We start from the raw sequence: 20,522 nt of genomic DNA, 5'->3' as shown, positions 1-20,522 counted from the left end.
CACGCTGCCCCCGGCCCCGGTGAGGGAGATCACATCCGCCGCGCCGGCCCGCGCGCCACCGTTCAGCACTGATCCCGGACGTGGCGGTCGAACTCCTCGATCGCCCAGGTCCTGCCGCCCGCCCAGACCTGGCCGGGGTTCAGGCCGGAGATGTCCAGTGGGGTGAAGCTGAGCCAGGAGTGGGCCGGTTCCGTGGTGCGGACACTGATGTTGTAAGACGTCCCGTCGGTGAGCGGTGGTGGCGTGGTGCCCTCGGCCGACCAGCCGGCCGGCGGCTGGAACAGCGGGAACGAGGTGGCCCCGTGGGCTTTCTGCGGCGTCAAGCTGAGCCGTGAGTCGCTGCGGTGTTCAGAGACGGTGATGAAATCGTAGGCCTCGTCGCCACAGGTCCGCAGCAGCACCACGGGCTGGCCGTTCTCGACGGTGATGCCGGTGATACTCCGCTCCGGTGGGGTGCAGCCGCCCAGCAGCAGCACCGTCACGACCGACCCCAGCCCCCAGTACAGCGTGTGAACTCCCCGATCCCTCATGCGCACGAGTCTCGCCAGGGCGGATCGCGCTTCGGCCACGGAGGGGGCACACCTGGATACCGGAGGCGAGTGCGGCGGGGCCGCGAAATCCCTGATGGCAGGGGGCCGGTGGTCTGTTGAGGCCCGGAGCCGTGGCCGGACACCGCGGTGGGATCCCGGCCGCGCGGAGGGCCCGCGCGGACGACAACCGCGACAGCCAGCTCCTGGGGAGGATCGCCGGGCGCGTCCAGGCACGGATCGAGGAGGTCAGCAGCCCGTGTCCGGGTAGCGGTCCGCCAGGGCCGCGACCGCGCGGGCGACGGCCGCGCGCAGTCCGGGCGGGCCCAGGACCTCGGCCTCCGCGCCGAGTCGGAGCAGGTCGCCGACCGCGACGGACTCCGTCTCGACGGGCAGGTCCGCCTCCACCCAGCCGGCCCCGTCCGGCTGGGAGGCCCCTTCCAGCGCGCGCAGACCCGCCGAGCCGAACTGGGCCGGCAGCAGCTTCTGCGCGAGCGGGGAGAGCCGGACCCGGGCCGTCTGCCGGTGGCAGGCGGCCTCCAGCCGCCGGGACGACTCCTGCCAGTAGGCGGCCAGATCGAAGCCGGCGGGCCGATGGAAGGCGTCCGGCCGTTCGGGGGCGTCCGGCTCCGTCTCCACGGCCAGGAATCGGGAGATCCGGTACGTCCGGACGGTTTCGCCGGCCCGCGCGACCAGATACCAGATGCCGCCCTTGAGGACCAGGCCGAGCGGGTGCAGCTCGCGGTCCACCTCGCCGCGCCAGCGGCGGTAGCGGGTGCGCAGCGGGCGCTGTTCCCAGACGGCTTCGGCGATCTGCGCGAGGTGCGGCACCGGGTCGGCCTCCCGGAACCAGGCGGGCGCGTCCAGGTGGAAGCGGTCCTGGATGTGCCGGGCGCGCCCGGCCAGTTCGGCGGGGAGGGCGGCCTGGAGCTTGAGCTGGGCGGCGGCGAGGTCGGCGCCGAGGCCGAGCTCCCGCGCCGGGCCGGGTGCGCCGGCCAGAAACAGCGACCCGGCCTGGGCATCGGTGAGCCCGGTGAGCCGGGTGCGATAGCCGTCCAGCAGCCGGTAACCGCCCTCGGGGCCGCGGTCGGCGCAGACCGGGACACCGGAGGCGCCGAGGGCCTCGATGTCGCGGTAGACGGTGCGGACCGAAACCTCCAGCTCGCGGGCGAGTTCGGGGGCGGTCATCCGGCCACGGGTCTGGAGCAGCAGGAGGAGGGAGAGGAGCCGGTCGGCGCGCATGGGGCCATTGTGTCGCCCGTACCTGACACGAGGTGTCAGGTACGGGCGGGAAGCTGATCACGCCTCGCCGCACGGATCAGGCCGTGCGGCGGATCGAAAGGAACGCGCATGCCCACGCAGACCAGCGGCCGGTTCACCTTCGCCAACTGGGAGGAGGCCCCGGTCGGCCCGGCCGACGGAACGCCGAGGCTCGCCCATGCCTCCGTCGCCAACAGCTTCACCGGGGGCATCGAAGCGGCCGGTACCACCTGCGAGTACGCCATCGTGTATGTCGGGGAGAGCGTCGGCACGTTCACCGGCATGGAGGTTGTGACGGGTGCCGTCGACGGCCGCAAGGGCTCGTTCGCGCTGGAGGAGCGCGGCACCTTCGACGCGGAGGCCACCCGCTGCACCTTCGAGGTGGTGCCGGGCTCGGGCACGGGCGAACTGGCCGGCCTGCGCGGGACGGGGAGCTTCACCTCCCGCCACGGCACGCCCGCCGTCGAGTACACCTTCGGGTACGAGCTGGGCTGACCGCCCGGCGGTGCCGGCGGCGTCGGCTCAGGGCGTCTCCTCGAGGAGTGCGGCGATGCCGTCGAGGAGGCGTTGCAGGCCGAACTCGAACAGCTCGTCCAGGTCGAAGTCGTACCCGGCCGTGGTGAGCCGCGCGAGTGTGGGGAATCGGCCGGTGGCCAGGATGGCCTGGAACACCGGCTCCTGGGTGTCCAGCCACTCCTCGTTGTTCTGGCCGCTGAGGGCCTCCGCCTCCGCCTCCAGCTCGACGTTGACAGCGGTGCCGCGAACGTAGTTGAACAACGTGAGGTGGGTGGTGAACATCGTCTGCAGGTCCAGACCGCGGCCGTCCAGGGCGGTGAGCACCCACTCGGTGAAGGGCAGTGCGCCGGCGACGGGCTGGGGCCGGGTCACCGACAGGGTCGGCGCGAGCCACGGGTGGCGACGGAACATGTCCCACAGCGTTCGGGCGGCGAGCGTGATCCGGTCCCGCCAGCTTTCCGGCGGATCGGCGGGGAACGGCCACTGGGAGAGGGTCGCGTCCAGCATCCGCATCAGCAGGTCGTCCTTGTCGGCCACGTGCCGGTACAGCGACATGGTCGCGACCCCGAGCTCGGCGGCGACCCGGCGCATGGAGACCGCGGCGACTCCCTCCGCGTCGGCGACCGCGACGGCCGAAGCGACGATCCGCCCGACCGTCAGCGTCTGGTCCGAGCCGCGCTTTCGGTGGGTGGACGATGCCGGGGCGGCGGGTGTGTCCGGGTGAGGCGAGGCCGGGAGCGGGCCGGTGCCCACGGGGCGGCGCCCGGCTTCGACGACTGTGCCGATGCCCGGGACCGCGCGGACCAGGCCCTCGCGGCGGAGCTCGGTGAGCGCCTTTGTCGCGGTCGCCATCGCGACGCCCCACTGCCGGGTGATCTCACGGGTCGAGGGCACCCGGTCGCCCGGTGCGAGCTCGCCCGCCTCGATCCGCTGCCGCAGTTCGGCGACGATCTGGCCGCAGCGTGGCGCTCGCTGTCCGCTCACCGGCGTCCCCTCCGCACTAGTGCACCTGAACGCGCACCACCCTAGTCCCCAGCTCGGTGTTCTCCCCAACCGTGCCCGTCCGGGTGGAGCAGGCACTCCAGCACTAGTGCACCTAAGGGTCAACTCGCCTTGATGGCAATGGTTTCCTGGCTTGTCTGATCTCATGTGTACGCCGTACATTCGGCGCTATGGGGAACACCGACGTACTCATCTCCGGCGCCGGCATCGCCGGGCCCGCGCTCGCGTACTGGCTGCGCAGGGCAGGCATCACCGTCACCGTCGTCGAGCGCGCGCCCGCGCCGCGGCCGGGCGGCCAGACCGTGGACCTGCGCGGCGCCGGGCGCACCGTGATGGCGCGTATGGGACTGCTGGAGCAGGCGCGGGCGACCAGCGTCGACCAGCGTGGCATCGCCTTCGTCGACGCCTCCGGCCGGCACACCGCCCGGATGACGGCGGACAGCTTCGGCGGCGAGGGAATCATTTCGGAGATCGAGATACTGCGCGGCGACCTCGGCCGCCTGCTGTACGAGGCGACCCTGCCGGAGACGGAGTACCTGTTCGATGACACCATCACCGCGCTCGACCAGGACGACGACGGCGTCACCGTCGCCTTCGAGAAAGCCGAGCCGTGTCGATACGGCCTGGTCGTCGGGGCGGACGGGCTGCACTCCGCGGTGCGCGCACTGGCCTTCGGCCCGGAGTCGGCGTACGTCCGCCCGCTGAACGTGTACACCGCCTGGTTCACGGCCACCGATGAGCTGGACCTCGACGGCTGGTTCCAGATGTACAACGCACCCGGCGGGCTCGTCGCGTCGGCCCGTCCGGGCCGCCTCCCCGGAGAGATCAAGGCCGGCCTCAGCTTCCGGTCGCCACCGATCGCCTACGACCGCCACGACACCGCCGCGCACCAGGACATGATGGCCGACCGATTCGCCGGTGCGGGCTGGGAGGTCCCGCGGCTGCTGCGGGCGATGCGCACCGCGCCGGACTTCTTCTTCGACTCCATGGGCCAGGTGCGGCTCGACCACTGGTCTCGCGGCCGGGTGGTGCTGCTCGGTGACGCCGGCTACTGCCCGACGCCGCTCACCGGCCTGGGAACGAGCGTGGCCCTGGTCGGCGCCTACGTGCTGGCCGGCGAGCTCGCCACCGCCGACGGAGACCACCGTGCCGCCTTCCGGAACTACGACCGGGTGATGCGCCCCTATGTCGGCCAGGCCCAGCAACTGCCGCCCGGCGGTGCTTCGGGATACGCGCCCTCCAGCGCGCTAGCCATCCGCTTGCGGGACCTCTCGATGCGCTCGATGAACCGCTGGCCGATGCGGAACCTGCTTGCCGCGCAGTTCGCCAAGGCCGGAGACATCACCCTGCCCGAGTACGGTCACGCACCCGCGCTGTAGTACCCGGCGCGGGCGCGGCCGGGGCGAACGGCCTTCGCCGGGACGGCGCCGCCGTGCTCCTTCGCCCGGGTCGGGCCGGTCGTTCGGTTGCGGCGGTCATCTGCCGTGCGCGTTCGTGGAGTTCCCGGGCGCGCTCCCCTCTTGCTGTGAGGTCTGAGGGCGGCGAGCATTGCGCGGATGCGGTCGTCGGCTAGGCCGGACTGGACGCGTGGGTAGTCTTCGACGGCCAGGTGCCAGGACGCGCAGGCTTCGTCGAGTCTCCCGTTGTGAGATCCCTGCCCTGTGCTACCGGGGCCTGCACTTCAGGTGAGCCAGGGTCACTACTGTGGTGCGGGTGAAGGGCATATGCGCTCACACGGGGGCCTCCGCTGACCGGAGGGAGCCGCCTTCGGCTGGCAGCGGACGCGACGGCAGAGGATCGAGCAGGCCCCGTGAGGCACGACGGACACAGCGATCAGGACGGCGGAAGCCTGATAGGCAGGAATCTGGCCACCTGGCGAGTGCGGCGGGCGGTGAGCGTCGGCGAACTCGCCGAGCGTGCCCGGATCCCGTCCGAGCGCATCGCCCTTCTGGAGAGCGGCCGGAACTGGGTGGACCGCCGCGGTGAGCTGGCCGCCCTGACCGGGGCCCTGCGGCTGGACGCCACCGATCTGACCGGGCAGCCCTACCCCCCGGCCGGCCCCGAGCACGCGGCGGTGCGGGCCGTGGCCTTCGAGCTGCGGCGCGAGATCGCCGGATCCGCAGCGGCGTCCTTGTCCGGGTCGGTGGACGATCTTGACGCCCGTACCTCCTCGGCCTTGGCCGCCGAGGCGGCCGGGGACGAGTACGCGCTGGCGCTTGCCCTGCCGGGCGCGATCCGTCTGGCCGACAGCATCGCCGCGACGGCGCGCTCGGAGGCCGGCCGGGAGCGGGCGGCGGAACTGCGGATGCTGGGACACGTCGCGGCGGCCGGACTGCTGCGGCGCCTGGGCTATCGGGATCTGGCCTGGATGCTGCTGCACACCGCCCGGCCTGGCGGCCCCGAGCCGGTGGAGGTCCTCATTGAGGAGGCCCGGCTGCTGATCGACATGGCCTTGCCGGAGTACGCCCTCGCCCGCCTCCAGCGGGCCAGGGCCGCCGGGGGCGGGCAGGGCCTGCCGCTGGTGGAAGCACTCGCGCACGCCGTCACCGGGCGGCGGGAGACGGCCGATGGGCTGCTTGACCAGGCGGCCGGTCAAGCGGAGGACTCCCGGACGGGCGCGGTGGTCGCGGCCACCCGGGTCGTGGTCGCCGTGGAGAGCGGAGCGGCGCACGAGATGGTCGAGCATGCCCGGTGCGCGGATCTGGATGCCTTGGAGCCGGCCTGGCGTGCCTCGGTGATGGTGGCCGCCGCCTTGGCTCACGCCCGGCTCGGCCGTCTTGAGGAGACGGCGGCCAACCTCGCCGCGGCCGAGGAGCTGGCGCCGTTGCGGGTGCGTCTGGACTCGTTCGCTCGCGAGCTGCTGGCCGTGCTGCCTGCCCAGACCCACGACCCTGCGTCCGCGGAGACGATCCGGCGAATCGCGGAGCGGGCCGGAGTGCGGTGACGGCACCCGGTTCGGGGAAACCTGTCCCGGCGGGCCCCGCGGTCGCCCTACGCTACGGCTTGGTCACCGGAACTGCGAGGGTGGGGCGTGATGAGCGAAGAGCAGGCCCAGCAGATCGGCCAGCGGCTGCGGTTGGCCCGCCGTCAGCGAGGGATGAGCCTGCGGACGCTGGCCGGGCTGTCCGGGCTGTCGGCCGGCTTCCTGTCGATGGTGGAGAACGGCCAGCGGCACCTGGACCGCACCGGGCACATCAACGCCCTGGCCGAGGCCCTGCAGATCGCACCCTCGGAGCTGACCGGCCAGCCCTACGCTCCCGCCGACCCGTCCACCGCGAGCGCGCACGAGGCGATCCCGGCCCTTCGCCTGGCGCTGATGGGCATGAACCTGGGGCTGCCTCCGGACCAGGGGCCGCCGGCCGAGCCGGTCGGCGTGCTGGCCGAGCGGGTCGCCGAGGCCAACCGGCTCTATCACTCCTGCGAGTACGGCCAGGTCGCGGACGTGCTTCCCGGCCTGCTTGGGGATCTGCACGCGGCGGCCGATGCGGCCACCGGTCCGCGGCGGCAGGTGCTGCTGCGGCTGCTGGCGGACGCCTACCACCCGGCCTGCACGCTGCTGCTGAAGAACCTTGGCTACACCGACCTGGCGTTCATCGCAGTCACCCGGGCGGCGGAGGCGATCGCCGAGCTGGACGACCCGATCTACCACGCGCTGTCAGGGTTCTTCCACACCCACGTGCTCATGGCCGCCGGCAGCCCGGCCCAGGCCCTGGCCCGCGCCGGACAGGCCGCTGCCGAGGTCGAGCGGCGCCTGGTGAGCCCGGCCGCGCACGCGCTGCTGGGCGAGCTGCACCTGATCCAGGCGACCTGTCTGACCCAGGATGTCCGCCGCCCAGCTCTATCTGACCGGAAATCCACGTCTGGCCCGACTGTTGCGGCACGAGGACCTCAAGGCGAGCCCGCGAGGTCACTGGGGCGTCTGCCCGCCGGTGAACTACCTGCTCGCCCACCTCGGCCCGCTGACCGCTCACCGGCCGGAAGGCTCGGAGCTGCTGGTGCTGCACGGCGCCGGACACGCCGGGCCGTCTGCGCTCGCTCACGCCTACCTCAACCAGAGCCTGCCCCGGCCCGGCAGCGAAGCCTGGACGATGGCCGACCTGCGGACCCTCGTCGCCGGCTTCCCCGACCCCGAGCGGTTCGGATCGGAGGTCACCCCGCTGATCCCCGGCGTCCGGCACACCGGCGGGCAGCTCGGCCCCGCGCTCGCTGTCGCCCAGGGCATGGCCCTGGACGCCCCGCACCGCCTGGTTGTCCCGCTGATCGGCGACGGCGAGCTGGAGACCGGTGCCACCGCGGCGGCCTGGCTCGCCTGCCGGGCCCTGGCCGGATCCGGCGGGCACGGGGCGGTGCTGCCGGTGGTGCTGGCCAACGGCCTGCGGATGGGGGGGCCCGTCCCTCCTCGCGGGGCTGACCAGTGAGGAGATGACGGCCTACTTCGCGGGGCTCGGCTACCGGCCGCTGGTCGCCGACGGCAGCGACCTGACCGCCTTCCGCCGCCTGCTCGCCGACGCGTTCACGGCGCTTCGCCCGCTCGGCGAGGCGGGCCCGCAGCCGGTGGTGGTGCTGACCATGCCCAAGGGCTACACCGGGCCCGAGCACGTCGCCGGACGGCAGATCGCCGGGACACCGGCGGTCCACAAGACACCACTGGCGAACCCGCTGGAGAACGACGCGGAGTTCTCCGCACTCGCCGGCTGGCTCGCCTCCTACCGGCCGACCGAGCTGCTGACCGCCCAGGGCCGCCCGACCGAACTGGTCCGCCGGGCCCTGCCCGGCCCTGCCGCACAACCACCTGCGGCAGGGACTGCGGTGATCGGCCAGCGGCAGTCCTGGGCGGACGTGAGCACGGTCCTGCGGGCCCGGGCCGAGCACCCCGCGTTTCGGCTGTTCAGCCCCGACGAGATCGCCTCCAACCGGCTCCGCCTCAGCCCGGACGGCAGCACCCCGCCCTGGGCGGTGGAGATCCTCAACGAGGAGATCTGCCACGCCTGGCTGCAGGGCTACACCGAGACCGGCCGCGACGCCGTGCTCGCGACCTACGAGGCGTTCGCCCCGGTCAACACCAGCCTGCTCGCCCAGCACCTCAAGCACCGCAACATGCGGTACGCGGCCGGGCATGCGAACCTGCCGTCGATCAACTACCTGATCACCTCGCTCGGCTGGCGCAACACCTACACCCACCAGAACCCGGGCCTGGCCTCCGCGATGCTCGAACTCGAAGACCCGTCCGTGCACATCTACACCCCGGCGGACACCACCCGGGCCGCCGCCGTTCTCGCCGAGATGCTCGCCGGCCGCGACCGTGTCAACTTCCTGATCACCGACAAGCACGGCGGGCTGAACTTCCCGCCCGGACCGTTCCGCGACGAGCTCACCCGAGGAGTCGCGATCTGGCCGCACCTGTCCTTCGGCCGGGGCACCCCGGAGGTGGTCCTGGCCTCCGCCGGAGACGTTCCGGCCCGCCAACTCGCCGAGGCCGCGCGCAACCTGCGTCGCGTCCGGGCCGCCACTACGATCCGATACCTGCACATCAACGACCTCACCGTCCTCGGCTCCCCGGGGACCTGGTCGGCAGCCCTGACCCGGCAGGCGTTCACCGACCTGTTCGGCGCCGACTGCCCCGTCCTGCTGGCCGTCCCGACCTTCCCCGGCGCCGTCCGCGGCCTGCTCGCGGCCCGCGGCGAGACGGACCGCTTCCACGTGGTCGGCTACCGCGACCCCGGCCGCCCCGTCAGCAACGAGGCCCTGCTCGAACACGCCGACCTGTCGACCCCGGCCCTGTCCGCCCGCGCGACCCGACTCATTGAGGAGCACCGCCGATGACCCGCACCCTCCCGGCCCCGCCCGACCCGGACCAGCTCGCCGCGTTCGACCGCGACGGCTACCTCATCCTGCGCGACGTCATCAGCCCCGAGCTCCGGGACCAGCTCGCCGAGGCGAGTGAGCGGCTCCTGGCCGGCGACCGGACCGCCGGCCGCGACCGCAGCACGGACGGCAAAGACGGCTTCCGTGGCGTCGTGGCCGTGGACGACGCCTTCCTGCCGCTGGTCGCCAACCCGGCCGTCCTGCCCACCATCGTCGGCCTGCTCAGCCCGAACCTGCACCTGATGTCCAGCAACCTGATCTCCATGCCGTCCATCCCGCCCGGCGGCACGCGCACCATCCGCGTCCCACAGCGGCACGGCTGGCACCGCGACATGGCCGCCGCCACCCGCGACCTCGGCACCGGCAAGGTCCCCCGGCTCGCGATCAAGGCCGCCTACTACCTCAGCGACATCACCCCCGATGCTGGCCTCACCATGGTCCTGCCCGGCAGCAGCCACGACCCCGGCCCGGTCACCGTTCCCCAGGGCGCCATCGACCCGCCCCGCGCGATCACCCCCGACCTCGGTCCCCTGGACGTCCTGCTGTTCGAAAACCGCACCTGGCACGCCGGCGGCCTGAACGTTTCTGGCCGCCCGCGCCTGGCGGTGATGATGCAATACGGCTACCGCTGGCTCGCCGACCTCGACGACCCCGCCCCGCACCTGCACGATCACCCCGGCCTGGACGACGTCGAACGCCAACTGCTGGGCACCCCCGACCGCAACCCGGACGGCTCGGTCACCCACGAAGGCGCCGGAGCCTGGGCCCTCCAGCAGTGGTGGGACCGTGTCAACTCCACTCCGCCGCATTCCTCCTGAAGAGCCACAAACCACGAGAGCGTCCGCGAAAGACTGGTGACCATGACCTCCTACACGCCCGACGAACTGTTCGCCTCCACCGCCCCCTACTACGCGAAATACCGGCCCGGCTACGACCCGAAGCTCTACGACCTGCTCAAGGAGAAGTTCGCCCTCGACGGCACCCAGCGCGTCCTGGACCTGGGCACCGGCACCGGCGTCCTCGCCCTCCCGCTCGCCCGCCTCGTCGGTGAGGTCGTCGCCGTCGACCCCGAGCCCGGCATGCTCGCCGAAGGCCGCACGCTCGCCGACCAGGCCGGCATCACCAACATCACCTGGCTGCAAGGCGATTCCACCACCCTGCACACCCTCGACCTCGGACAGATCCTGCTCACGGTGATGGGCGCCGCGTTCCACTGGACCGACCGCGACCAGCTCCTCAAGGACCTGGACCACCTCATCGCCCCCGGCGGGGCCGTCGTCCTCGCCTCCGGGGGAGCTCCCGGCGACGTCGAACCCACCCCCTGGCTGGAGGTGATCGCCGAGGTCCGCACCCGCTACCTCGGCCCCGAGCGCCGGGCCGGCTCCAGCACCTACAGCCACCCCAAAGAACGCCACCAGGACGTCGTCGCCCGCTCCCCGTTCTCCCACATCGAGACCGTCCGCTGGGACCGCACCGTCACCCGCACCCTGGACGAGGTCGTGGGCCTGCAGTTCTCCTACAGCTACTCCAGCCCCGCCCAACTCGGCGACCGGAAGGACTCCTTCGAGCACGACCTGCGCGAAGCCCTCACCGCCTTCAACCCCGAGGGCCGCTACGACGAACTCGTCCGCACCGAAGCGATCATCGCCACCCGAACCTGAGAAGACCCCAGCAGACCACCCGAAGGGCGGCCCCGGGCAACACCCAGCCCCTGGAGCCGCCTTTCCTCATACACCAGCGCCGAAATGCAGGGTCCTTGCGATCAGCTCCGACCACGCCACGGCGACGATGGCCTCGATACGCCAACGGCAGCACGCTGCGGCGAAGGACCACTGGTGGGAGCGCATGACCAAGCCGCTGCTCGACGGCTGCATCCCCCGCAAGCGGTTACCATCCTCAACCTGCCGAAGCCCAAGCGCTTCCGCGTGCTGGCCGAAGGCATGGCCAAACTCGCCGAGCACGTCGGCGCGCTCCACGGCGAACTGCAGCTGCTTCAGCAGAGCAGCGTTCCCCGGAGCCGGGTGGTAATTGACGGTCCGGCCAGCGAGGAAGCGGCGAAGATCCTCATCCTGTTCGATGTAGCCAGGATGGGCTGGGACGACCAGGAGCAGACGAAGCGACAGCTGGAGCGCAGCCCGTAGCCGGTTTCGTGAGGTGTCGGCGGTTTCCCGCAGCCGGCGGCCGACTCTCCGTCGGCCGCCGGTGAGTCACATCAGTCGGGTGCGTCGTTGGCCGTACTGACCGGGGCTGGCGCCCGCATGAGTGGCGGCCGGGTGGGAGGCGTCTCGACTCCGGGTGGCCGGTGGCTCGATCGTGGACAACCGGCTGTCAGAGTTCGCCGGCGATGACGCCGGTGCGGAAGGCGTGCCACTCGGCTTCGGTGAACAGCAGGGCCGGGCGGTCGGGGTTCTTGGAGTCGCGGACAGCGCGGGCGCCACCGGGGAGGACGGCGATCTCGACGCACTCGTGTTCACCCGCACTGGCCGACGACTTCGTCCAGTTGGCGTTGGAGAGGTCGGTGCCGTACAGGTCGGCCTTGGAGGAATCGGTGCTCATGTGCGTGTTCCTTCGTGTAGGCGTGTGACGAGTGCGAGGGAGTCGTCTGTGGAGAGCGCGGTGGCGACGATCCGCTCGTAGGCGGCGGTGTAGCTCTTCACGCCGTGGGCGTCCTCAATGTAGGTCGCGCCGAGCAGGTTCTCCAACACCACGACCCCGGGAAAGCCGATCAGGACGCGCTGTCGTCGGCTGCGCGCGGTGAACTGCGGCAGCCGTGGCCGGCGCTCGATGCGGAGTTCGTATGGCGGATCTTGCCGGATCCGTTCGCGTCCGCGGGGGCGGGAAGTGCCTGGTAGCACCGGTGTTTGACCGGCCCGTAGCCGGTTTCGTGAGGTGTCGGCGGTTTCCCGCAGCCGGCGGCCGACTCTCCGTCGGCCGCCGGTGAGTCACATCAGTCGGGTGCGTCGTTGGCTGTGTTGACCGGGGCTGGCGCCCGCGTGAGTGGCGGCCGGGCGGAGGCGTCTCGACTCAGGGTGGCCGGTGGCTCGATCGTGGACAGCTGGGCGTCAGAGTTCGCCGGCGATGACGCCGGTGCGGAAGGCGTGCCACTCGGTTTCGGTGAACAGGAGGGCCGGGCGGTCGGGGTTCTTGGAGTCGCGCACGGCGCGGGTGCCACTGGGGAGGACGGCGATCTCGACGCACTCATGCTCGCCCACGCTGGCCGAGGACTTGGTCCAGGCCGCGTTGGAGAGGTCGATGGCGTACAGCTCGGCCTTGGAGGACTCGGCGTTCATGTCCGTTTTCCTTTTTCTAGGTGTGCGATCAGTGCGTGCGAGTCGTCAGGAGACAAAGCTGCAGCAACGATCCGCTCATACGCGGTGGTGTAGCTCTTCACGCCGTGGGCGTCCTCAATGTAGGTCGCGCCGATCAGGTTCTCCAAGACCACAACAGCTGGGACCGGGCCCCGGAATCTGATCAGGCTGAAAGGGCCCGCGCTCCCTGGGTGGGGCGTAGAGCTGAGTGGCATGACTTGGATCGTGACGTTCGGCAGGTCCGGGACATGAAGGAGGTTACGTAGTGACTCGCGCATGACGACGGGCTTTATGGCGAATCGTTGGTGCAGGACAGCTGGATGCCTTCGCCCTGGCCAACGTGCGGTGTCGGCAAGGGAATGAGCTCATGGGCGGGGCGGCCCGGAGGTGGTATGCGCACCGTCTCTCCGGGGACCGCCCGATGCTGTGAGGCGCGCCGCCGGCCCCCCGGGGCTGGCGGCGCGCCCAGGAGTCAGCGCAGGTAGGAGGCCAGGCCCGCCGGCTTGAGGCCGGCCGCGTCGGCTGCCGCCAGGGCGCGCTGGAGGTCGGTGGCCAGGGTGTCGGTCCAGTGCATCAGGACGATGTCGCCGGGCTGCAAGGGGCCCTCGTGCCAGACGTTGGAAGCGCCCCAGCTGAAGTCGGCGTCGGCGGTCAGGACGGTGCGCATGCCGCAGTTGGCGGCGGCCTGGAGGGTGTCGGCGTTCCAGGTGAAGTAGGGCGGGCGGAAGACGGTGGGGGCGGCGCCGAAAGTGCGGGTCAGGGAGTCGCGGGCGTCGCAGATCTCGACCTGCTGCTCGGCGGGGGAGAGCGTGGTGAGGTCCGGGTGGGAGACGCTGTGGTCCTGGATGGACGAACCGGGCACGGCGGTGACCCGCTGGAAGAAGCCGGGGTCGGCGGCGGCCGGCATCGGCAGCGGGAAGGCGGTGATCGGCAGCTTGTGGTCGGCGATGAACTGCTCCGCCTCGGGGGTGCGCTGCCAGCCGTCGTCCACGGTGAAGAAGACGACCTTGTCCTTGGTCGGGACGGACGGGGTGGCCGTCGCCGGGGCGGGGGCCGGGCCGTCCACCCGGACGTCGTCGACGGAGAACGGGCCCTGCTGGTACCAGCCGTGGACGTACAGCCGGACGGTGCGCGCGGTGGGGCCGGTGGTGAAACGGGTGGTCAGCTGCTGCCAGCCGCCGTTGGTGTTCTCCGTCCAGGCGGGGGCGACGTCGCGGCCGGTGCCGGTGGCGCCCAGGTAGACGAACTTGCCGCGTACCCAAGCCGAGGCGGTGTACGTGGTGTTGGGCTGGACGGAGACGGTCTGGGCGCACTCGCCGGTGGAGTTGTCGCCCGCCGGGGTGACGGTGAGCGCGGAGCTGCCGGAGTGCGGGGCGGCGGTGGTGGCCGCGGCCTCGGCGGGGCCGCCGGCGCAGCTCCAGCCGGGGACGCTGCCCCAGTCGGCGAGCGAGGAGGCGGGGATCTCGAAGCCGGGGTTGGTGGCCAGGTTGACGGTGGGAGCGGCGGGGGCGGTGGGGCTGGTGGGGCCGGTGTCGGCGGACGCCGGGGCGGCGAGGCCGCAGACGGTGAGCGCGGCGCACGTGGCGAGCGCGGACAGGCGCGAGGACATGGACAAGTGGGGACTCCTGCGTGGGGGAAACGCACCCGTGGGGAGGGCGCGTCGGAACGGGTTGGGGCGCTCCCCGAGGGGCGGGAGCCGTTGGCGTGCCGCACTCAGACCGAGGCAAAACAATGGACTGGACCACTCGGATCGTCAAGGGAGCGGCAGGTCGAACGATCGCCGTACGGCCGACGACAAAGGGGACAAGACGAACCGTCAGGGGACGTACAGTTCCTCGATGTCCTGGCGGTGGAACTCCGTGATCACCGTTCGCCGCAGCTTCAGCGAGGGCGTGACCAGCCCCTGGGCCTGGCTGAACTCCCTTGGCAGCAGCCGGAACGCGCGGATCGACTCGGCCCGGGAGACCGCGGTGTTCGCCGCCGCCACCGCCCGCTGGATCTCGGCGTGCAGTTCCTCGTCGGCGAGCACCGCCCAGGTGTCCAGCTGCCCGCGCCCGTGACTCTTCAGCCAGTGCGCGAGCGCCGTCGGGTCGAGCGTGATCAGCGCGGCCACGTACGGGCGGTCGTCGCCGACCACCAGGCACTGGGAGACCAGCGGATGCGCCTGGACCCGCTGCTCCAGGGCGGCGGGGGCGAGGTTCTTGCCGCTGCTGGTGACGATCAGGTCCTTCTTGCGGCCGGTGATGGAGAGGTAGCCGCCCTCGTCCAGGGAGCCGAGGTCGCCGGTGCCGAACCAGCCGTCGTGCAGCGATTCGGCCGTGCAGCGCGGGTGGTTGAGGTATCCGCCGAAGACGCTGCCGCCGCGCACCCACACCTCGCCGTCGTCGGCGATGGCCACCGAGGCGCCGGGCAGCGGGTGGCCGACCGTACCGAGCTTCTGCCGCCCGGCCGGGTTGGCGGTGATCGCGGCCGTGGTCTCGGTCAGGCCGTAGCCCTCGTAGATGTTGAGGCCGATGCCGGTGAAGAAGAGGCCGAGCTCCCGCCGGAGCGTCGAGCCGCCGCACACCATGGTGCGCACCCGTCCGCCGAGCACGGACCGCAGCCGCTGGTAGACGGTCCGCTCGTACGCCAGGTGCCGTAACCGCAGTTTGGGGCCCGGGCCGGGGCCGTGGCCGAACGCGCGGCGCTCCCGGGCGGCGGCCCAGTCGACGGCCACCTGCCGGGCCTGCTCGAAGAGTTCGCCCCGCCCGGCCCGCTCGGCGGAGCGCCGGGCCTGCTGGAAGATCTTGTCGAAGATGTAGGGCACGGCGTGCAGGAACGTGGGCCGGTAGGAGGCGAGGGCGGGTAACAGGACGTCGGTGGAGACCTCGGGGAGGTGGCCGAGCCGGAACCCGCCGCGCATCGCCGCGACCTGCACGGCCCGGGCGTAGACGTGTGCCAGCGGGAGGAAGAGCAGGGTGGACGGCTGGCCGCCGCCGGTGTCCTGGAAGACGTCGGCCCAGCCGCCGATCAGGCTGTCGGCCTCGGCGGTCAGGTTGGCGTGGGTGATCAGGCAGCCCTTGGGCGGGCCGGTGGTGCCGGAGGTGTAGACGATGGTGGCGATGTTCTCGGCGGCGACGCCGAGCCGTTGGCGGTGGACCAGCGAGTCGGGCACCCCGCGCCCGTCCTCGGTGATCGCGGTGACGCAGTCGCGGTCCAGCTGCCAGATGCCGGTCAGGTCCGGCAGCGCGTCACAGACCGCGCCGATCGTCATGGCGTGGTCCTCGTCCTCGACCACGCAGGCCACCGCCTGGGTCTCGGCGAGGATCCAGCGGACCTGCTCGGCCGCCGAGGTGGGGTAGATCGGGACGGGGATCGCGCCGATCGACCACAGCGCGTAGTCGAACAGCGTCCACTCGTAGCGGGTGCGGGACATCAGGGCGACCCGGTCGCCGTACCGCACGCCCCGGGTCAGCAGGCCCTTGGCGAGCGCCAGCACCTCGTCGCGGAAGGCCAGCGCGGTGACCTCGCGCCACTCCTGCGAGCCCTCGTCCTGGCGGGCCAGCTGGACCAGTTCGGGCGTGCGTTCGGCGGTGTCGTACAGCGAGTCGGCCAGTCCGCCGGCGGCCGGGGGCCGGTCCAGGGCGGGGGTGGTGAACTCGCGCACATCGCCCCCGATCCTGTTGCGGCCCTGCCTGCCGGGCCCGTGGGGCGTCCGGATCGGCGGCGCGCTGGACGGTCGGGCAGGTGCAGCGAAACTATCGGATTGCTCTGCCACTGCCCAGGGTTGTGACCGTGACGCGACGAGATCGGCACCGGCGCGTGGGGAAAGTGCCGCCGGGGGGAGCGGTCCGGGCAGGGCGCGTGATGGGTGAATCCGGGATGTCGGGGATGATTCGGACATGATCAGGGCGGGGGTGCGAGGAGTGGGCATTCGACCCTCGAACGAGTGGTCAGGGCGTAGTAGGCTCTCGCAGACCTGCGACCGGGGCCCTCCCGGCCGGGCCCGATCCGACGTCCACGACCCGCCCACGACCCGTCCGCGAACCGACCTCCAGCCGGCCTCCAGCCGACCGCGATCTCACTGCGATCTCGCCGCGATCCGACTGTGATCCGGCCGAGATCCTGACACACAGCCGACCCGCAGCCACCCCCCCAGCCGACCGTCAGCCGACCTCCGTCCGGGCTCCCGAAGCCTCGAACCGCTCCCCGTCCGCGCCTGGCACTTCCCGACCGAGGACTCCATGCGTCTGCGCAGCAGCTCGATCCGCGCGAAGATCATCGCGCTGCTCCTGGTGCCCATCGTCGCGCTCACCGCCCTGTGGGTGTACGCGACGCTCGCCACCACCGGAGACGTCTGGACCCAGCTGGAGGTCAGCAGTACGTACAAGGAGTTCGGGACGCCGGTCGACCGGTACGCCGACGACCTGCAGAACGAGCGCCGCGCCGCCGTCCAGCGGCTGGCGGACCCCGGCTCGCGGGCTGCCCGGGACGCCTTCGAGCACGCCCAGGCGGTCACCGACCGTGACCTCGCCGTCCTGCGGGTCAAGAAGGACAGTGGCGCGGCCGGCCGGCTGGACGCGGCCCAGCGCGGCCGCTATGTGCAGATCCTCGCCGCCGCCGACCAACTCGCCCCGCTGCGCGGCCAGATCAACCGTACGGCGCTCAACTGGGAGTTCGCGCTCGGTCAGTACAGCGACCTGATCAAGCCCACCTTCGGCTTCCGGTCCGCCTACGTCGCCCGCCAGAGCGGCCAACTGCCCCGCCAGGGAACGATCCTGAACGAACTGGTGCGCGCCCGCGATTACCTCGCGCAGGAGGACGCGGCGATGGAGGGGCTGCGCACCACCACCGGCCGGGTCACCGCCGAGCAGTACCAGGTGGCGCTGGACGCCCTGCACAACCAGCAGGCCCTGTTCACCGTCTACATCGCCGAGCTGGACCCGGTCGACCAGGCCGACTACATCGCGCTGCGCGGCGGCGAGGCGTGGGCCGCGCTGGCCCGTGCCGAGGCCGACTTCGTGGGCGCCGGCGGCCCGGACCGGGTGGTCCGGGCGATCGGCGGCGACTCCTGGCGGGAGACCGCCGAGCGGGCGCTGGACGACCTCGCCGCGATCAACTCCCGGCTGGCCGGCAGCCTCGGGGACCGCGAACGCTCGTACGCGATCGGGCTGCTCTGGCGCGGCGGCATCGCCGGTGCGATCGGCCTGGTCGCGGTGGTGCTCTCGATCATGATCTCGTACCGGATCGGCCGCGGCATGGTCCGCGAGCTGATCGGCCTGCGCAACGCGGCGAACGAACTGGCCGGTACCCGGCTGCCCTCGGTGATGCTGCGGCTGCGGCGTGGCGAGGCGGTGGACGTCGCGGCCGAAGCGCCGGAGCTGCAGTTCGGGCCGGCCGAGGTCGGGCAGGTCGGACGGGCGATCAACGCGGTGCAGCGGGCCGCCGTCGAGGCCGCGGTCGAGCAGGCCGAACTGCGGCGCGGCGTCGCGGCGGTCTTCGTCAACCTGGCCCGGCGCAGCCAGGTGCTGCTGCACCGCCAGCTGACCCTGCTGGACACCATGGAGCGCCGCACCGAGGACCCGGCGGAGCTGGAGGACCTGTTCAAGGTCGACCACCTCACCACCCGGATGAGGCGGCACGCCGAGGGCCTGATCATCCTGGCGGGCGGGTCGCCGGGGCGTGCCTGGCGCAAGCCAGTGCGGATGGTGGACGTGGTGCGCGCCGCCGTCGGCGAGGTGGAGGACTACGCCCGGGTGACCGTCCGGCCGTTCCCCGGCACCGGGCTGCTCGGCAGCGCGGTCGCGGACGTCACCCACCTGGTCGCCGAACTCGTCGAGAACGCGGCGGTGTTCTCCCCGCCGAGCACCCAGGTCACCGTCCAGGGCGAGGTGGTGGCGCACGGCTTCGCGCTGGAGATCGACGACCGGGGGCTCGGACTGAGCGAGCAGGCACTCGGCGAGATCAACGAACGGCTCGCGGTGGAGCAGGAGTTCGACCTCGCGGACACCGACCGGCTGGGGCTGTTCGTGGTCAGCCGGCTGGCCCGGCGGCACGGCATCCGGGTCCATCTGCGGCCCTCGCCGTACGGGGGGACCACCGCGGTGGTGCTGATCCCGCGCGAGCTGCTGGCGGAGGCGCCGGACGGACTGCCCGAACCCCCGGCCGCCGCGTCGGCCGTGTCCGCCGCGTCCGCCGTCGGCGGCAGGGCCAGGCCCGCCCAGGCCAGGGCCGCCCAGGCCCGGCGGGGCCAGCGGGACCTGGTCGCCGTGCCCGCGCTGGGCGGCGAGGGCGGTGGCCTCGGCGAGGTCGGCGGATCCGGTGGCCTCGGCGATTTCGGTGATTCAGGTGATTCCGGCGATTTCGGTGCGGAGGGCGCCGATGGTGCCCGGGGCGGCGGCCGTGCGGCCGAGGCGGCGCAGGGCGGGCGGCACCGGGGGAGTGGCGGGCCGCGTCCGTCGGCGCCCGAACCGACCCGGACGCCGGGAGGTCTGCCGCGCCGGGCGCGGGTCAAGGGCGGGCCGGTGCTGGTGCCCGCGCCGAACGGAGAGACCGTGTCCGGCACCGGCCGACACCGCCGGACGGGTGTGCCGCAGGCGGGCTCCGGTCCTGCTGACGTCGGCCCTGCCGACGCCGGCCCGGTGGACCCCGGTGTCGGGGGCTCCCGACCAGCGGACTCCGGCCCCGCCGACCGGCGGCCCGCCGACGGTGCCCTGCCGCGCCGCATCCGGCAGGCCAACCTCGCCCCGCAGCTCAAGGAACGTGCCGGCCAGGAGGCCGAGCGGGCCGCGGGCGGTGCCGAATCCGCCCGCGAGCGCTCGCCGGAAGAGGCGCGGGCGACCTTCGCCTCCTTCCAGCGCGGTTTCACCCGAGGCCGCGGTACGGGCACCCCGCCTGCCTCGGGCACGCCGGCCGCATCGTCCCGATCGTCCGTCCGGCCCGCCGCCGTACCCACCTGGAGCCCGCCCGACCCGGCCCGCCGGGCGATCTCCCCGGCGCCCGCGCAGGCCGCTCTGCCCGCGCCGTCCGGCGGCGCGTCGGCCCCCCTGGCGCGCCGCGTACCACCCGCACCGCCGGCACGATTCGCACCACCTGTACTACCCGCACCACCCGCACCAGCGGAAGGAACAGATTCATGACCACTTCGACGCAGCCGTCCGGGGACCTCAACTGGCTTCTGGACGACCTGGTGGGGCGCGTCGCGGCCCTGCGGCACGCGGTGATCCTGTCCAGCGACGGACTGGCCACCGGGGCGTCCCGCGACCTCGACCGCGAGGACGCCGAGCACCTGGCCGCCGTCGCGGCCGGCTTCCACAGCCTGGCCAAGGGCGCCGGCGGGCACTTCAAGGTCGGCGGCGTCCGGCAGACCATGGTCGAGCTGGACGAGGCGTTCCTCTTCATCACCGCCGCCGGCGACGGCAGCTGCCTGGCCGTGCTCAGCGAGGCCGAGGCGGACATCGGCCAGATCGCCTACGAGATGGCCCTGCTGGTCAAGCGGGTCGGTGAGCATCTGGCCGCCGAGCCGCGCACCGAGACCGCCCCGCCGGGGAGATGAGCGGTCCGATGGCGGAGGACGAGCCGAGGCGGGAGCGGGACGACCCGGGCGGGGACGAGCCCGAGGTCGACCTGTTCCGGCCGCGCACCCCGGTCGACGAGCGCTGGTTCGACGACGACGCCGGCCCGGTGGTGCGCCTGTACTCGATGACCCGGGGCCGTACCCGACCGGTCGAGGACGGCCTGTTCGACCTGATCTCGCTGATCACCGCCGTCGAGCCCGGACCCGGCTCGGGGGCCGTGCCCGCGCACGTGCTCGACCCGGAGCACCAGACCATCCTGGCCTGGTGCCGCCGGGAGCCGCTGTCCGTCGCCGAGCTGGGCTCCTACACCGACCTGCCGGTCAGTGTGGTCCGGGTGCTGCTCGGCGACCTCTACGACGCCGAGCTGATCAGCGTCACCCGACCCGTTCCGCTCGCCGAGCTGCCGGACGAGCGCCTGCTGCGAGACGTGATCAATGGACTCCGTGCGCTCTGACGCCGCTGCTTCCGCCGCCTTTTCCGGTCCCGGT

21 protein-coding genes and 1 pseudogene are annotated in these 20,522 nt (G+C 72.6%); 12 read left to right on the top strand and 10 right to left on the bottom strand.

Translation table 11 applies throughout. From position 1 onward, the window contains the following. Positions 1–62: 62 nt before the first annotated feature. Together ACIP82_RS01255 and ACIP82_RS01250 are read right to left on the bottom strand one after the other, a co-directional pair. Positions 63–530 (bottom strand): hypothetical protein, encoded by a 468-nt coding sequence (locus ACIP82_RS01255; RefSeq protein WP_400649573.1) that lies wholly within the window; start codon positions 528–530, stop codon positions 63–65. A gap of 246 nt (positions 531–776) precedes the next feature. Then, positions 777–1,769, bottom strand: coding sequence for a helix-turn-helix transcriptional regulator (locus ACIP82_RS01250; RefSeq protein WP_400649571.1), 993 nt, complete (start codon positions 1,767–1,769; stop codon positions 777–779). A 108-nt stretch (positions 1,770–1,877) separates the two neighbouring features. Here ACIP82_RS01250 and ACIP82_RS01245 point away from each other — a divergent pair, with 108 nt between their 5' ends. Then, a complete protein-coding gene (locus tag ACIP82_RS01245; protein WP_363606356.1) occupies positions 1,878–2,282 on the top strand; it encodes a DUF3224 domain-containing protein in 405 nt (134 codons plus the stop codon). Between the two features lie 27 nt (positions 2,283–2,309). Here ACIP82_RS01245 and ACIP82_RS01240 read toward each other — a convergent pair whose 3' ends face one another. Further along, the gene (locus ACIP82_RS01240; RefSeq protein ID WP_400649567.1) at positions 2,310–3,287 is read right to left on the bottom strand and encodes a TetR/AcrR family transcriptional regulator C-terminal domain-containing protein; all 978 of its coding nucleotides are present in this window, start codon (positions 3,285–3,287) and stop codon (positions 2,310–2,312) included. A gap of 188 nt (positions 3,288–3,475) precedes the next feature. On the opposite strand from ACIP82_RS01240, the gene ACIP82_RS01235 reads away from it, so the two are divergent. The 3 genes and pseudogenes from ACIP82_RS01235 to ACIP82_RS01225 form a co-directional block, all read left to right on the top strand. Beyond that, positions 3,476–4,684, top strand: a complete 1,209-nt coding sequence (locus ACIP82_RS01235; RefSeq protein WP_400649565.1) for an FAD-dependent monooxygenase — start codon at positions 3,476–3,478, stop codon at positions 4,682–4,684. Positions 4,685–5,115: 431 nt separating this feature from the next. Further along, positions 5,116–6,249: a DNA-binding protein gene (locus ACIP82_RS01230; protein WP_400649563.1), complete on the top strand. Its 1,134-nt coding sequence runs from the start codon at positions 5,116–5,118 to the stop codon at positions 6,247–6,249. 90 nt (positions 6,250–6,339) lie between these two features. Then, positions 6,340–6,483, top strand: a pseudogene (locus ACIP82_RS01225) (helix-turn-helix domain-containing protein); the annotation flags it as partial. Between the two features lie 477 nt (positions 6,484–6,960). Here the strand turns inward: ACIP82_RS01225 and ACIP82_RS01220 are convergent. Beyond that, on the bottom strand, positions 6,961–7,098 hold the full coding sequence (locus ACIP82_RS01220; protein ID WP_400649561.1) for a hypothetical protein: 138 nt from the start codon (positions 7,096–7,098) through the stop codon (positions 6,961–6,963). A gap of 28 nt (positions 7,099–7,126) precedes the next feature. Between ACIP82_RS01220 and ACIP82_RS01215 the strand changes: the two genes are divergently transcribed. The 5 genes from ACIP82_RS01215 to ACIP82_RS01195 all read left to right on the top strand — a co-directional run bounded on the left by ACIP82_RS01215 (position 7,127) and on the right by ACIP82_RS01195 (position 11,311). Next, a complete protein-coding gene (locus ACIP82_RS01215) occupies positions 7,127–7,723 on the top strand; it encodes a hypothetical protein (protein ID WP_400649558.1) in 597 nt (198 codons plus the stop codon). Between the two features lie 4 nt (positions 7,724–7,727). Then, a complete protein-coding gene (locus ACIP82_RS01210) occupies positions 7,728–9,128 on the top strand; it encodes a hypothetical protein (RefSeq protein WP_400649556.1) in 1,401 nt (466 codons plus the stop codon). After that, positions 9,125–9,988: a phytanoyl-CoA dioxygenase family protein gene (locus ACIP82_RS01205; protein ID WP_363606376.1), complete on the top strand. Its 864-nt coding sequence runs from the start codon at positions 9,125–9,127 to the stop codon at positions 9,986–9,988. The genes ACIP82_RS01210 and ACIP82_RS01205 overlap by 4 nt, the downstream gene beginning before the upstream one ends. 42 nt (positions 9,989–10,030) lie before the next feature. Continuing rightward, positions 10,031–10,831, top strand: coding sequence for a class I SAM-dependent methyltransferase (locus tag ACIP82_RS01200; protein WP_363606378.1), 801 nt, complete (start codon positions 10,031–10,033; stop codon positions 10,829–10,831). Between the two features lie 174 nt (positions 10,832–11,005). Beyond that, on the top strand, positions 11,006–11,311 hold the full coding sequence (locus ACIP82_RS01195) for a hypothetical protein (protein WP_363606380.1): 306 nt from the start codon (positions 11,006–11,008) through the stop codon (positions 11,309–11,311). Between the two features lie 187 nt (positions 11,312–11,498). On the opposite strand, the gene ACIP82_RS01190 is transcribed toward ACIP82_RS01195, so the two are convergent. The 6 genes from ACIP82_RS01190 to ACIP82_RS01165 all read right to left on the bottom strand — a co-directional run bounded on the left by ACIP82_RS01190 (position 11,499) and on the right by ACIP82_RS01165 (position 16,124). Beyond that, positions 11,499–11,726: a DUF397 domain-containing protein gene (locus tag ACIP82_RS01190; RefSeq protein WP_363606381.1), complete on the bottom strand. Its 228-nt coding sequence runs from the start codon at positions 11,724–11,726 to the stop codon at positions 11,499–11,501. Then, positions 11,723–11,878, bottom strand: a complete 156-nt coding sequence (locus ACIP82_RS01185; RefSeq protein WP_363606383.1) for a Scr1 family TA system antitoxin-like transcriptional regulator — start codon at positions 11,876–11,878, stop codon at positions 11,723–11,725. The genes ACIP82_RS01190 and ACIP82_RS01185 overlap by 4 nt, the downstream gene beginning before the upstream one ends. A gap of 354 nt (positions 11,879–12,232) precedes the next feature. Continuing rightward, positions 12,233–12,460: a DUF397 domain-containing protein gene (locus ACIP82_RS01180; RefSeq protein WP_400649550.1), complete on the bottom strand. Its 228-nt coding sequence runs from the start codon at positions 12,458–12,460 to the stop codon at positions 12,233–12,235. Further along, on the bottom strand, positions 12,457–12,789 hold the full coding sequence (locus ACIP82_RS01175) for a DUF5753 domain-containing protein (protein ID WP_400650293.1): 333 nt from the start codon (positions 12,787–12,789) through the stop codon (positions 12,457–12,459). Before ACIP82_RS01175 ends, ACIP82_RS01180 begins: the two co-directional genes overlap by 4 nt. 161 nt (positions 12,790–12,950) lie before the next feature. After that, positions 12,951–14,087 (bottom strand): polysaccharide deacetylase family protein, encoded by a 1,137-nt coding sequence (locus tag ACIP82_RS01170; protein WP_400649547.1) that lies wholly within the window; start codon positions 14,085–14,087, stop codon positions 12,951–12,953. Positions 14,088–14,294: 207 nt separating this feature from the next. After that, positions 14,295–16,124 (bottom strand): AMP-dependent synthetase/ligase, encoded by a 1,830-nt coding sequence (locus tag ACIP82_RS01165; RefSeq protein ID WP_400649544.1) that lies wholly within the window; start codon positions 16,122–16,124, stop codon positions 14,295–14,297. A 577-nt stretch (positions 16,125–16,701) separates the two neighbouring features. On the opposite strand from ACIP82_RS01165, the gene ACIP82_RS01160 reads away from it, so the two are divergent. From ACIP82_RS01160 to ACIP82_RS01150, 3 genes are read left to right on the top strand one after another with little or no spacing between them, the layout of a single operon-like run. After that, positions 16,702–19,596, top strand: a complete 2,895-nt coding sequence (locus ACIP82_RS01160; RefSeq protein WP_400649543.1) for a nitrate- and nitrite sensing domain-containing protein — start codon at positions 16,702–16,704, stop codon at positions 19,594–19,596. Next, positions 19,593–20,012, top strand: coding sequence for a roadblock/LC7 domain-containing protein (locus ACIP82_RS01155; protein ID WP_363606390.1), 420 nt, complete (start codon positions 19,593–19,595; stop codon positions 20,010–20,012). The genes ACIP82_RS01160 and ACIP82_RS01155 overlap by 4 nt, the downstream gene beginning before the upstream one ends. A gap of 8 nt (positions 20,013–20,020) precedes the next feature. Beyond that, positions 20,021–20,488, top strand: coding sequence for a DUF742 domain-containing protein (locus ACIP82_RS01150; RefSeq protein WP_363606391.1), 468 nt, complete (start codon positions 20,021–20,023; stop codon positions 20,486–20,488). Positions 20,489–20,522: the final 34 nt, after the last annotated feature.

This window comes from Kitasatospora sp. NPDC088548, assembly GCF_044753005.1.
In the GTDB taxonomy this organism is placed as follows: Bacteria; Actinomycetota; Actinomycetes; order Streptomycetales; family Streptomycetaceae; genus Kitasatospora.
This window is presented reverse-complemented; position numbering and strand designations above follow the sequence as displayed.